Raw genomic sequence first — 12,290 nt, forward strand, 5'->3', positions numbered from 1 at the left:
GGCGCCGAATGGTCGGCGTGGTCATTCGGTCTCAATGGGCCTGGCCATGCCACGGCACCAGTTTGCGTTGCACAGCACGCAAGCTCATTTCCATGGCGAAGGCGATGAGTGCAATGACCAGGATCCCCAGCACCACCACATCGGTGACCAGAAACTGCGCCGCTGACTGCACCATGAACCCCAGGCCGCTGGTGGCGGCGATCAGTTCGGCGGCCACCAGTGTCGACCAGCCCACACCCAGGCCGATGCGAATGCCGGTGAGGATATCGGGCAGGGCGCTGGGCAGGATCACGTGGCGAATCAACTGTGCCGGCGTCGCTCCCAGGGATTGCGCGGCCCGTACCTTGGCCGGGTCGACCGTGCGCACACCGGTGGCGGTGGCGATGGCAATCGGGGCGAAAATCGCCAGGTAGATCAGCAGCACTTTCGACAATTCGCCGATGCCGCACCAGATCACGATCAGCGGCAGGTAGGCCAGCGGCGGAATCGGCCGATAGAACTCGATCAACGGATCGAACACGCCCCGGGCGATACGGCTGGAACCGATGGCAATGCCCACCGGCACCGCCGTCAGCACGGCCAGCAACAGGCCCAGGCCGATCCGTCCGAGGCTCGCGCCCAGGTGCTGCCAGAGCGTGGCGTCCATGTAGCCACTGGTCGCCAGCAGCCAGCCTTTTTGCAGCACGGCGGAAGGAGAGGGCAGGAATAATGGTTCGACCAGCCCGCTTGCCGTCACCGCCCACCACAGGGCCAGCAGCGTGATCAGGGTCAGGCCGCTGATCCATCGCGTACTCAAGGGATGCCGGGGGCGATGGGCTGGGTCCTTGACTGTGGGTTCGCCGACCACTGCCGGGATTTCATAGCTGCTCATCTTGGCTCCTCGCGCCGGGTGGCGCTGCGTTGGGCGAACACTTTGGCAAGCACATGTTCACGGATGTCGATGAAGCGAGGGTCGGACTTGATCGACCGCGCGGACTCCCCCGCCCGGTAGCGCTGGCTGAAGTCCAGGCGCAGCCGTTCGACAATCCGCCCCGGGTTGGGCGCCAGCAGGATCAGTTCGGTGGCGAGGAACACGGCCTCTTCGATGTCATGGGTAATCAGGAACACCGGTTTGGCAGTGCGTTGCCAGACCTGCAGCAACAGCTCCTGCATCTGTTCACGGGTGAAGGCATCCAGGGCGCCGAAGGGTTCGTCCATCAGCAGCACGCGTGGGTCGGCCGCCAGCGCCCGGGCCAGGCCGACGCGTTGCTTCTGGCCACCGGAGAGCTGCCAGACGCGGCGTTGCTCGAAACCGGCCAGGCCCACCAAGGCGAGCATTTCCCGGGCGCGGGCTTCGCGCGGTTCCCTGGCGACCCCGGCCAGCTCCAGGCCGAAGCCGACATTTGCCAGCACATCCTGCCAAGGCAGCAGCGCGTCGTCCTGGAACACCACGCCACGTTCGGCGCCGGGCCCCAGGACCGGCGCGCCGTCCAGAGTGATCTGTCCGGCGCTGGGCTGGACGAATCCGGCGATCAGGTTCAGCAGCGAGGTCTTGCCGCTGCCGGACGGCCCCAGGGCAATCAGCAGTTGCTGCGGCCCCAGGGTCATAGAAATGTCCGTCAACACGGCTTCCGACGCCCCGGGGTACTGTGCGCCGATGCGCTCCAGCTGTAGCAAGGCCATTGCAGTGACTCCCTTTTTCCTGGCGATCAGTGAGTGATGTATTTGGCGCTCACGTAAGGGGCGTAGTCGGGCAGAACCGCTTCCACCTTGCCCTGCTCCTTGAGAAACGCGGCGGTGTTGGTGATGGCCTGGGTGGTCGGCGCGCCGAGGCTCACGACCTGGTCCGCCGCCAGTGGATACACGTTGCCTTGCAGCAACAGCGGGATGTCGCTGGCCTTGGCGCCGGAGAGTTTCACCAGCTTGTCGATGTTGGCCGTGTTCGCCAGCCAGGCTTGCGGATCCTTGCGGTATTGGGCGTAGGCGTCCAAGGTGACTTTGGCGAAGGCGGTGACGATTTCAGGGTGTTTCTGGGCGAAGTCCTTGCGCACGATCCAGGCATCGAAAGTTGGCGCGCCGAATTTGGCCACCTCCGCCGAGGTGATCAGCACCTTGCCGTTCTCCTTGGCCACGCCCAGGGCCGGGTCCCAGACATAGGTGGCATCGATGTCGCCACGCTTCCAGGCGGCGATGATGGCCGGTGGCGCGAGGTTGAGTACGGTGACCTTCGACGGGTCGATGTCCCAGTGCTTCAATGCGGCGAGCAGGCTGTAGTGGCCGGTGGAAACGAACGGTACGGCGATCTTCTTGCCGATCAGGTCCTGCGGGGTCTTGATCCCGGAACCGTCGCGAACTACCAGGGCCTCGGCGGCGCCGATCTGGGTGGCGATGAGGAAGGTTTCCACCGGGACCTTGCGAGTGATGGCGGCGGTCAGCGGGCTGGAACCGAGGTAGCCGATCTGCACGTCGCCCGAGGCGATGGCGGTGATGACGTCGGCGCCATTATCGAATTTGCGCCAGTCGATGCTGGCCTGGGTGGCTTTTTCATAGGCGCCGTCGGCCTGGGCGACTTTGGCCGGGTCGACGGTGGTCTGGTAGGCGACGGTCAGGTCGGCGGCTTGGGCAAACAGACTCGAAGCGGCCAGGGAAGCGGCTGCGAGAAGGCGAAGGGGAAAACTCAAAGTCATGGGAAAAGCTCCTCGACAGGCCGCCGGATGTTCGGCGTTGGAGGAGACTAAATGATCTAAGAATTCAAAAATAAATAACTTTTTCGCATGAGCTTATCAGCGAAAAAGTCTATCGCGAAGGGACGGTTGTGCGGCTTGTGGGGGCGAAGGAGCAAGCTCCCTCGCCCCAGGGCTCAGTTACTGATCGCCAGGATGCTCGCCTGATACGACCCCACGAACACATCGAAATCTCCCACTTCGTTCTGTTCCAGCTCGGCTTGCTGGGCCAGGGACTCGCGAGCGGCTGTTTCGAACGCGGCCTGCTCCTGGGCAGGCAACGGTTCGGCACGGAAGAACTCGGCGTGGGCTTTGCTCTGGCGCAGGGAGAACTGGGCGAAGCTTTCCTGATGTTCCGCCATGGCCGCCAATACCTGCGCGGATGGGGTCAGGGACGGATCCCGCACCTTCGCCAGTTGTGCGTCCAGGGCCTGGCGGTGGGCATCGCTACCCTGGCTCTGGTCGAGCAACGCCGCCAGCGGTGCGATCTGTTCCAGCAGCTCGATGGCCCACGCCTGCATGTCCACCGATTGGCCCTGGCGTTGCAACTGCAGGCCCGGCTTGCGGCCTTCCTTGACCACGGTCAGGAAGTTGTTCGTGGCATTGCTGCATTCGCCGCTTTCGAACAACGGGCTTTCGCTGAGACCGCAATACAACAGGAACGCATCGAGGAAATGCGATTCAGTGATGTCGATGCCCAATGGCAGGAACGGGTTGATGTCCAGGCAGCGTACTTCCACGTACTGAATGCCCCGGGCCATCAAGGCCTGGATCGGACGTTCGCCGGTATAGGTCACGCGTTTGGGGCGGATGTTGGAGTAGTACTCGTTTTCGATCTGCAGGATGTTGGTGTTGAGCTGTACCCACTCACCGTTCCGATGGGTGCCAACTTCGACATACGGCGCATAAGGCGTCGCCACCGCTTTACGCAGGCTGTCGGTGTAGCTGGCCAGGTCGTTGTAGCACGGCGTCAGGCCGGCCTGGGCGTTGCTCTGGTAGCCCAGGTCGCTCATGCGCAGGCTGGTGGCATAGGGCAGGTACAGGGTGTCCGGGTCCAGTTGTTCCAACTGGTGTGGGCGACCACGCAGGAAACCGGCGTCCAGGGCCGGCGAGGCACCGAACAGGTACATCAGCAGCCAGCTGTAGCGACGGAAATTACGGATCAGCGCGATGTAGGCCTGCGACTGGAAATCACGGTCGGTGGTGTCGGCCGCCTCGGCCTGCCGAAGCAGCGGCCAGAGTTTTTCCGGCAGGGAGAAGTTGTAGTGGATCCCGGCGATGCATTGCATGGTCTTGCCGTAGCGCAGGGCCAGGCCCTGGCGATAGACGTACTTGAGTCGACCGATGTTCGAGGTGCCGTAATACGCGATCGGGATCTCTTCTTCCGCCGGCAGCGGACACGGCATCGACGGACTCCACAGGTATTCATCGCCGAGTTTGCTGTAGACAAACCGGTGGATCCTGTCGAGGCTGCTCAGGGTATCGGCCGGGTCCGCCAGGGCGGGGGTGATGAATTCCAGCAGCGACTCGGAGTAGTCGGTGGTGATCTGCTCGTTGGTCAGCGCCGAGCCCAGGGCTTCGGGATGCGGGGTCAACGCCAGGCGCCCACTGTCCGTGACACGCAGGCATTCACGTTCGATACCGTGCAGGCACTGCTCGAGCAGGGAGAGGTTGGCGCGCTCGCCGAGCAGGGCCAGGCGGCGGTTTAAGAGGTCGCTCAAGTTGAATTCCTTCACGCGTCAGTCGCCCCAATATGGGGGTGGGCAAGGCGCTCTACAAGGGTGAAGTTGAAACTGGCGTTATCGCCTGGTTTTGTACGGCCAAGAACGGATCACCGCAGTCTCCTGTGGGAGCGAGCCTGCTCGCGATTGCGGTGAATCAGCTGCGTTGATGCGACTGACACACCGTTATCGCGAGCAGGCTCGCTCCCACAGGGAGTTGCGACGCTGTTTCTGTTGCGCCGAAATTAACTCAAATCGATGACAGGGAGCTATAGGACAGCGAAGGTGCCTTGTGCTTTTGCGACCAGCTTGTCGCCTTGGGTCACCTCGGCCTCGACCACCAGTGTGCGCCGCCCCGGGTGGATGACCCGGGCCGTGCACAGCACCTCGCCGTCGGACACGGCGCGGATGTAGTTGATCTTGCACTCGATGGTTGCGCTCTGCTGATCAAAGCCATGGACACTGGAACAAGCCAGGCCCATGGCGATGTCCACCAGGCTGAACAGTGCGCCGCCGTGCAGCTTGCCGCCGCGATTGCGCAACGGCGGCTCCAGGGCCAGGGCAACTTGCGCCACCCCGTCCCCCAGGCTGTGCAGGCGACAGCCGAGCAGCTTGAAGAAGGCGCTTTCCACCAACCCGGCCGGCGTGTCCATCAGCGTTTCTTCAACTGCTTGGCGTTGGCGAACAGCGAGGCCATGGCATTGTTGGCCGGAGCCGCCGTGGCGGTCTCCTTGCGCGGCGCGGTGTTCTGCGACTGACGCGGCGCGGAGCCTGGACGAGGGCCGCGGGCTCCGTCGACTTTCTCGCCGGGCGTGTCGCTCATGCGCATCGACAGGCCGACGCGCTTGCGCGGAATGTCGACCTCCATGACCTTCACTTTCACCACATCACCGGCCTTCACGGCTTCGCGCGGGTCCTTGATGAATTTCTCCGACAAGGCCGAAATGTGCACCAGACCGTCCTGATGCACGCCGATGTCGACGAACGCCCCGAAATTGGTGACGTTGGTCACCACGCCCTCGAGAATCATGCCGGGTTGCAGGTCCTTGAGGTCTTCGACGCCTTCCTGGAATTCCGCGGTCTTGAACTCGGGACGCGGGTCACGGCCCGGTTTCTCCAGCTCCTGCAGGATGTCGGTGACGGTGGGCAGGCCGAAGGTTTCGTCGGTGAATTTCTTCGGATCCAGGCGTTTGAGGAACGAAGCGTCGCCGATCAGTGAGCGGATGTCGCGATCGGTCTGGGCGGCGATGCGTTGCACCAGCGGGTAGGCTTCAGGGTGGACGGCCGACGAATCCAGCGGGTTGTCGCCGTTCATGACGCGCAGGAAGCCGGCGGCCTGTTCGAAGGTTTTTTCCCCCAGGCGCGGGACTTTCTTCAACGCGGCGCGGGTCTTGAAGGCGCCGTGCTCATCGCGGTGGGTGACGATGTTCTGCGCCAGCGTAGCGTTGAGGCCCGAGATCCGCGCCAGCAGCGCCACCGAAGCGGTATTCACGTCCACGCCCACGGCGTTTACGCAGTCTTCCACCACGGCGTCCAGGCCGCGGGCCAGCTTCAACTGGGACACGTCGTGCTGGTACTGGCCGACACCGATGGATTTCGGGTCGATCTTCACCAGCTCCGCCAGCGGATCCTGCAGGCGGCGGGCAATCGATACCGCGCCACGGATCGACACGTCCAGGTCCGGGAACTCCCTGGACGCCAGTTCCGACGCCGAATAAACAGAAGCGCCAGCCTCGGACACCATGACTTTGGTCATCTTCATGGCCGGGTATTTCTTGATCAGCTCGGCGGCCAGCTTGTCCGTTTCACGGCTGGCGGTGCCGTTGCCGATGGCGATCAGGTCCACCGAGTGCTTGGCGCACAAGGCCGCGAGCACCGCGAGGGTCTGGTCCCATTTGTTGTGCGGGACGTGAGGATAGACCGTCGTGTGGTCCAACAGCTTGCCGGTGGAATCCACCACCGCCACCTTGCAGCCGGTACGCAGGCCCGGGTCCAGGCCCAAGGTGGCGCGTGGGCCGGCCGGTGCCGCCAGCAGCAGGTCGTGCAGGTTGTGGGCGAAGACGTTGATTGCCTCGGTTTCGGCGTTGTCCCGCAATTCGCCCAACAGGTCGGTTTCCAGGTGGGTGTAGAGCTTGACCTTCCAGGTCCAGCGCACCACCTCTGCCAACCATTTGTCGGCGGCGCGGTTCTGGTTCTGGATGCCGAACTGCTGGCCGATCATGCCTTCACAGGGGTGCATGGTGCCGGGCAATTCATCGCCGACTTTCAGCGCGGAGCTGAGGATGCCTTCGTTGCGGCCACGGAAAATCGCCAGGGCGCGGTGGGACGGCACGCTCTTGAGCGGCTCGTCATGTTCGAAGTAGTCACGGAACTTCGCCCCTTCCTCTTCCTTGCCGGCAATCACGCGGGCACTGAGGATGGCTTCCTGTTTCAGGAAGTTGCGCAGCTTTTCCAGCAGATTGGCGTCTTCGGCGAAGCGCTCCATGAGGATGTACTTGGCGCCTTCCAGCGCCGCTTTCACGTCCGCCACGCCCTTTTTGGCATCGACGAAACGCGCGGCTTCGGCTTCGGGCGCCAGGGTCGGGTCGTTGAACAGCCCGTCGGCCAGTTCGCCAAGACCGGCTTCCAGAGCGATCTGACCCTTGGTGCGGCGCTTCTGTTTGTAGGGCAGGTACAAGTCTTCGAGGCGGGTCTTGGTGTCCGCCAGCTTGATGTCGCGCTCGAGCGCCGGAGTCAACTTGCCCTGCTCCTGGATGCTGGCCAGGATGCTTATACGCCGTTCGTCGAGTTCACGCAGGTAGCGCAGGCGCTCCTCCAGATGACGCAATTGGGTGTCATCGAGGCTGCCGGTCACTTCTTTCCGGTAACGGGCGATAAAAGGCACCGTGGAGCCTTCATCGAGTAGCGCGACGGCCGCTTCGACCTGTTGTGGGCGTACGCCGAGTTCTTCGGCGATGCGGCTGTTGATGCTGTCCATAAAACCACCTGACAAATTATGAAATCAGGCCCGCCGGCGCAGGAACAGGGCTCGGCGAGACTGGTTGAGCGACCTGGCGTGGGCCGCTGCCTGGGTCAAAAGAGGCTGCCTGTTGACCCGCGAAATTCAAAAAGTGCTGCCTGGCCAGAGGGGAAAAGTCCCGTCGAGGTAACGATTCGACATCCCCAGGCACAAAAGGCCGCGCATTATAACCAGCGTTCCGCCCTTCGGGGGTGTCATGACCTGTAGGTCCGATACCCGTATTTGTGGAGATGGAGGAAAAATCTGCTAACAATGCACACGGTGCGTATAACGGCAGCTAGGCCATAATGCGCGCCGAGATCAAAGGAGCTTCCTATGAGCAGCACTGCACAAACTGCTGAAGGCGAAAAAATTCTTATCGTTGACGATGACCCAGGGCTGAGCAGCCTGCTGGAGCGTTTTTTCGTCAGCAAGGGCTACCGGGCCCGCACCGTACCCAATACCGAACAGATGGATCGGCTGCTGGCCCGTGAAGTCTTCAACCTGGTGGTTCTCGACCTGATGCTGCCTGGCGAAGACGGCTTGACGGCCTGCCGCCGCCTGCGCGGCGCCAACAACCAGATCCCGATCATCATGCTCACTGCCAAGGGCGACGAGCTGAGCCGTATCAAGGGCCTGGAACTGGGCGCTGACGATTACCTGGCCAAGCCGTTCAACCCCGACGAGCTCATGGCCCGGGTCAAGGCGGTCCTGCGTCGTCAGTCGGCCCCGGTGCCGGGTGCCCCGGGCAGCGAAGACGAAAGCGTGACCTTCGGCGACTACGAGCTGTCCCTGGCCACCCGTGAGCTCAAGCGTGGCGATGAAATTCACATGCTGACCACCGGCGAGTTCGCCGTGCTCAAGGCCCTGGTGATGAACGCCCGTCAACCGCTGACCCGAGACAAACTGATGAACCTGGCCCGTGGTCGCGAGTGGGATGCGCTGGAGCGTTCCATCGACGTACAGATTTCGCGCCTGCGCCGGATGATCGAGCCCGATCCTTCCAAGCCGCGCTATATCCAGACTGTCTGGGGCGTGGGCTATGTGTTCGTGCCGGACGGCGCCGCCAGCAAGTGATCGGCGATTTGTAGGAGCGAGTGGCCTGGCGGGTTGAAATCTTCCTCCAGGCGACTCGCGTCCGTCAGTATGCGAGCATCGCTCGCTCCTGCAAGTGTGTAGCGGTTATCCATGAAAACCCCCGTTTGGTTCCCCCAGAGTTTCTTCTCCCGCACCCTCTGGCTGGTGCTGATCGTCGTGCTCTTTTCCAAGGCGCTGACGTTGGTCTACCTGCTGATGAATGAAGACGTCCTGGTGGACCGCCAGTACAGTCACGGCGTTGCCTTGACCCTGCGGGCCTATTGGGCGGCCGATGAAACCAATCGTGCGAAGATCGCCGAGGCGGCGACGCTGATCCGGGTGGTCGGTGCCGGTGTGCCCGAAGGCGAACAGCACTGGCCCTACAGCGAGATCTATCAGCGGCAGATGCAGGCCGAACTGGGCGCCGATACCGAGGTGCGCCTGCGTATGCATTCGCCCCCGGCGTTGTGGGTGCGTGCCCCAAGCCTGGGGGACGGCTGGCTGAAGGTGCCGTTGTACCCGCACCCCCTGCGTGGCCAGAAAATCTGGAACGTACTTGGCTGGTTCCTGGCTATCGGTCTGCTATCGACTGCGTCGGCGTGGATCTTCGTCAGCCAGCTCAACCAACCGTTGAAACGCCTGGTCTACGCGGCACGACAGTTGGGCCAGGGGCGCAGCGTGCGACTGCCCATCAGTGACACGCCCAGTGAAATGACCGAGGTGTACCGGGCCTTCAACCAGATGGCCGAAGACGTCGAGCAGGCCGGCCGCGAGCGTGAACTGATGCTCGCCGGTGTCTCCCACGACCTGCGCACACCGTTGACCCGGTTGCGGCTGTCCCTGGAACTGATGGGGGAGCGCACCGACCTGACCCGTGAAATGGTCCGTGACATCGAAGACATGGATGCGATTCTCGACCAGTTCCTGGCATTCATTCGCGATGGACGGGATGAGTCGGTGGAGGAAGTGGACCTCAGCGAGTTGGTGCGGGAAGTGGTCGCCCCCTATAACCAGGGAGACGAAAAAGTGCACCTGCAGCTGGAGCCGATCCAGCCGTTCCCGTTGCGCCGGGTGTCGATGAAGCGGTTGCTGAACAACCTGATCGGCAATGCCCTGAACCATGCCGGCGCCGGCGTCGAGGTCGCGGCCTACGTCTCTGGCGACACCAACGCGCCTTATGTGGTGCTGAGCGTCATGGACCGTGGCGCCGGCATCGATCCGTCGGAGCTGGAAGCCATTTTCAATCCCTTCACCCGCGGCGACCGTGCCCGAGGCGGAAAGGGCACGGGGTTGGGCCTGGCGATCGTCAAGCGCATTGCCTCGATGCACGGGGGCAACGTCGAACTGCGCAACCGTGTCGGTGGCGGGCTCGAAGCGCGGGTGCGGTTGCCATTGGGGTTGATGTTGCCCAGGGATGCGGTATAGCAAACTTGCGCAAGCGAGCCCTGTGGGAGTGAGCTTGCTCGCGATGAAGGCGCCGCGGTTTACCTGAAAACCGCGTTATCGTTTATCGCGAGCAAGCTCAGCTCCCACAAAGGCTCGCTCCTACAAGGGGCTGCGTTAACCCTTGCCCTTGGTCCGAGTCATGTTCGGCCCGCCATTCTTTTCCAGGTGCTCGATGATGATCCCCGCCACGTTCTTGCTCGTGGTGGTCTCGATGCCTTCCAGGCCAGGCGAGGAATTGACCTCCATCACCAAAGGGCCGTGATTGGAGCGCAGGATGTCGACGCCCGCCACGGCCAGGCCCATGACTTTTGCGGCGCGCAGGGCGGTCATGCGTTCTTCGGGGGTGATCTTGATCAGGCTGGCGCTGCCACCGCGATGCAGGTTGGAGCGAAACTCACCAGGCCGGGCCTGACGCTTCATCGACGCGATGACCTTGTCGCCGACCACGAAGCAGCGGATGTCCGCGCCGCCAGCTTCCTTGATGTATTCCTGGACCATGATGTTCTGCTTGAGGCCCATGAATGCCTCGATCACCGATTCTGCCGCCGTCGCGGTTTCGCACAGGACCACGCCGATCCCCTGGGTGCCTTCCAGCACCTTGATGACCAGCGGTGCGCCATTGACCATTGCGATCAGGTCGGGAATATCGTCGGGTGAATGGGCAAAACCGGTGACCGGCAGGCCGATGCCGCGCCGCGACAGCAGCTGCAGCGAACGCAGCTTGTCCCGGGCGCGGGCAATCGCCACGGATTCGTTGAGGGGAAACACCCCCATCATTTCGAACTGGCGCAGCACGGCGCAGCCATAGAAGGTCACGGATGCCCCGATGCGCGGGATCACCGCATCGAACCCTTCCAGCGGCTGGCCCCGGTAGTGGATCTGCGGCTTGTGGCTGGCGATGTTCATATAGGCGCGCAGGGTGTCGATCACCACCATTTCATGGCCACGCTCAGTCCCGGCTTCAACCAGGCGACGAGTGGAATACAGACGCGGATTACGCGACAGCACAGCGATCTTCATGCAACACCTGTGGCAGAGGTAGTGGACACCGGGAATGCCGGCTTGTCCTGAACGTATTTGATGCCTGGATTGACCACCAACTGGCCGTCGATCAAGGCTTTGGAGCCCAACAACAGGCGATAGCGCATGGACTTGCGGCAAGCCAGGGTGAACTCGACCCGCCAGATCCGATCCCCGAGCGCCAGCGTGGTGCTGATCACGTAGCGGACCTGGGCATGGCCGTTGGAGCTTTTGATCGTCTTGCGCGCCACCAGCGGGGCTTCGCAGCGGCGATGACGAAGTTGTACCACCGTGCCCAGGTGCGCGGTGAAGCGTACCCACTTCTCACCGTCACGCTCGAATGGTTCGATGTCGGTGGCGTGCAGGCTGGAGGTACTGGCACCGGTGTCTATTTTTGCCCGTAGGCCCGCGACTCCCAGATCCGGGAGCGCCACCCACTCGCGCAGACCGACAACGGTCAAATGGTCAAAAGTCTTCAATAAAAACAACCTGTGATCGGTACTTCGGATCAGGGAGCCTGCGAGTCGCGGTATTTGCACAGAATAATCACAAAATGGCGACAGTTATCCAGTGGCCTGTGCGGCGAATTCGTGCACTCGACTTCAGGCCAGGATTTGCCGGTGAGGCCGGTTCGGTGGGCATTCTATCTGTCGGCGTGGATTCGTGCGCCCGACAAAAACGGTAGTACAGTTCTGGTTATTGGCAGAAAGAGGAATTGCAGTGGCACAAAAACAGGAAGAGGACGACAAGGTCCGTCTCGATAAATGGTTGTGGGCGGCGCGATTCTATAAAACACGCGCGCTCGCCAAGGCCGCCATCGAAAGTGGCAAGGTCCACCATCGGGGCGAACGTTGCAAGCCGGGCAAAGAGCCACGTGTCGGGGACGAGTATGTCATTCGCGCCGGGTTCGACGAGAAGACTGTAGTGGTCGAGGCGTTGTCGATCGTGCGGCGTGGGGCGCCTGAAGCGCAAACCCTGTATCGCGAAACCGAAGCCAGTATCGCCAGGCGCGAAGCCGCCGCTGCCCAGCGCAAGGCCGGCGCCCTGGGCGTCAGTACCGACGGCAAGCCGAGCAAGAAACAGCGTCGGGACCTGTTCAAGTTTCGCGGCAGCAACAGCGAATAAAAATGCTTCCAGAACAATGCGCATTGTCTGGGGGATCTATCTGTGGCGAGGGGATTTATCCCCGCTAGGGCGCGCAGTGGCCCTGTTTTTTGGGGGGGCGCTACGCAGCCCAGCGGGGATAAATCCCCTCGCCACAGATAGATGTTGGATGCAACGAACGGTGTGGCTGTTCCCAGTCCCATTCCCTCCCTTGCTTGGAAC

The 12,290-nt window shown here is 62.5% G+C and carries 11 protein-coding genes; 3 read left to right on the plus strand and 8 right to left on the minus strand.

All coding sequences use genetic code 11. The annotated features are described in order from the left end of the window. Window positions 1–31 precede the first annotated feature (31 nt). The 6 genes from tauC to FGE05_RS15530 form a co-directional block, all read right to left on the minus strand. Window positions 32–871 (minus strand): taurine ABC transporter permease TauC, encoded by an 840-nt coding sequence (tauC, locus tag FGE05_RS15505; protein WP_139646263.1) that lies wholly within the window; start codon window positions 869–871, stop codon window positions 32–34. Beyond that, window positions 868–1,662, minus strand: a complete 795-nt coding sequence (tauB, locus tag FGE05_RS15510) for a taurine ABC transporter ATP-binding subunit (protein ID WP_139646265.1) — start codon at window positions 1,660–1,662, stop codon at window positions 868–870. The genes tauC and tauB overlap by 4 nt, the downstream gene beginning before the upstream one ends. A gap of 26 nt (window positions 1,663–1,688) precedes the next feature. Beyond that, complete coding sequence (gene tauA, locus FGE05_RS15515; RefSeq protein WP_139646267.1) at window positions 1,689–2,666, minus strand: taurine ABC transporter substrate-binding protein; 978 nt, start codon at window positions 2,664–2,666, stop codon at window positions 1,689–1,691. Between the two features lie 173 nt (window positions 2,667–2,839). After that, the gene (gene gshA, locus FGE05_RS15520) at window positions 2,840–4,423 is read right to left on the minus strand and encodes a glutamate--cysteine ligase (protein ID WP_139646270.1); all 1,584 of its coding nucleotides are present in this window, start codon (window positions 4,421–4,423) and stop codon (window positions 2,840–2,842) included. A 269-nt stretch (window positions 4,424–4,692) separates the two neighbouring features. Next, window positions 4,693–5,076, minus strand: a complete 384-nt coding sequence (locus tag FGE05_RS15525; RefSeq protein ID WP_139646272.1) for a PaaI family thioesterase — start codon at window positions 5,074–5,076, stop codon at window positions 4,693–4,695. After that, on the minus strand, window positions 5,076–7,400 hold the full coding sequence (locus FGE05_RS15530; RefSeq protein WP_139646273.1) for a Tex family protein: 2,325 nt from the start codon (window positions 7,398–7,400) through the stop codon (window positions 5,076–5,078). The genes FGE05_RS15525 and FGE05_RS15530 overlap by 1 nt, the downstream gene beginning before the upstream one ends. Before the next feature lie 357 nt (window positions 7,401–7,757). On the opposite strand from FGE05_RS15530, the gene ompR reads away from it, so the two are divergent. Both ompR and FGE05_RS15540 read left to right on the plus strand, forming a co-directional pair. Further along, window positions 7,758–8,498 carry a two-component system response regulator OmpR gene (gene ompR, locus FGE05_RS15535; RefSeq protein WP_025211284.1) on the plus strand — a complete coding sequence of 247 codons (741 nt, stop codon included), beginning with the start codon at window positions 7,758–7,760 and terminating at the stop codon, window positions 8,496–8,498. Between the two features lie 111 nt (window positions 8,499–8,609). Next, window positions 8,610–9,923 carry an ATP-binding protein gene (locus tag FGE05_RS15540; RefSeq protein WP_139646275.1) on the plus strand — a complete coding sequence of 438 codons (1,314 nt, stop codon included), beginning with the start codon at window positions 8,610–8,612 and terminating at the stop codon, window positions 9,921–9,923. Between the two features lie 135 nt (window positions 9,924–10,058). Here the strand turns inward: FGE05_RS15540 and rimK are convergent, their stop codons facing one another. After that, window positions 10,059–10,964: a 30S ribosomal protein S6--L-glutamate ligase gene (rimK, locus tag FGE05_RS15545; protein ID WP_139646277.1), complete on the minus strand. Its 906-nt coding sequence runs from the start codon at window positions 10,962–10,964 to the stop codon at window positions 10,059–10,061. Beyond that, window positions 10,961–11,425 (minus strand): ATP-dependent zinc protease, encoded by a 465-nt coding sequence (locus FGE05_RS15550; RefSeq protein ID WP_176563016.1) that lies wholly within the window; start codon window positions 11,423–11,425, stop codon window positions 10,961–10,963. The genes rimK and FGE05_RS15550 overlap by 4 nt, the downstream gene beginning before the upstream one ends. 259 nt (window positions 11,426–11,684) lie before the next feature. Here FGE05_RS15550 and FGE05_RS15555 point away from each other — a divergent pair, with 259 nt between their 5' ends. Next, a complete protein-coding gene (locus FGE05_RS15555; RefSeq protein WP_139646279.1) occupies window positions 11,685–12,089 on the plus strand; it encodes an RNA-binding S4 domain-containing protein in 405 nt (134 codons plus the stop codon). The last annotated feature ends 201 nt before the right edge of the window (window positions 12,090–12,290 follow it).

Origin of the sequence: Pseudomonas sp. ICMP22404, from assembly GCF_006227205.1 — a bacterium.
GTDB lineage: Bacteria > Pseudomonadota > Gammaproteobacteria > Pseudomonadales > Pseudomonadaceae > Aquipseudomonas.

Excerpts from the sequence above, each read along its gene's own strand:
- FGE05_RS15525 (WP_139646272.1), bottom strand. The coding sequence starts at position 5,076 with ATGGACACGCCGGCCGGGTTGGTGGAAAGCGCCTTCTTCAAGCTGCTC.
- FGE05_RS15540 (WP_139646275.1), top strand. The coding sequence starts at position 8,610 with ATGAAAACCCCCGTTTGGTTCCCCCAGAGTTTCTTCTCCCGCACCCTC.
- FGE05_RS15530 (WP_139646273.1), bottom strand. The coding sequence starts at position 7,400 with ATGGACAGCATCAACAGCCGCATCGCCGAAGAACTCGGCGTACGCCCA.
- tauA (WP_139646267.1), bottom strand. The coding sequence starts at position 2,666 with ATGACTTTGAGTTTTCCCCTTCGCCTTCTCGCAGCCGCTTCCCTGGCC.
- tauB (WP_139646265.1), bottom strand. The coding sequence starts at position 1,662 with ATGGCCTTGCTACAGCTGGAGCGCATCGGCGCACAGTACCCCGGGGCG.
- tauC (WP_139646263.1), bottom strand. The coding sequence starts at position 871 with ATGAGCAGCTATGAAATCCCGGCAGTGGTCGGCGAACCCACAGTCAAG.
- ompR (WP_025211284.1), top strand. The coding sequence starts at position 7,758 with ATGAGCAGCACTGCACAAACTGCTGAAGGCGAAAAAATTCTTATCGTT.
- rimK (WP_139646277.1), bottom strand. The coding sequence starts at position 10,964 with ATGAAGATCGCTGTGCTGTCGCGTAATCCGCGTCTGTATTCCACTCGT.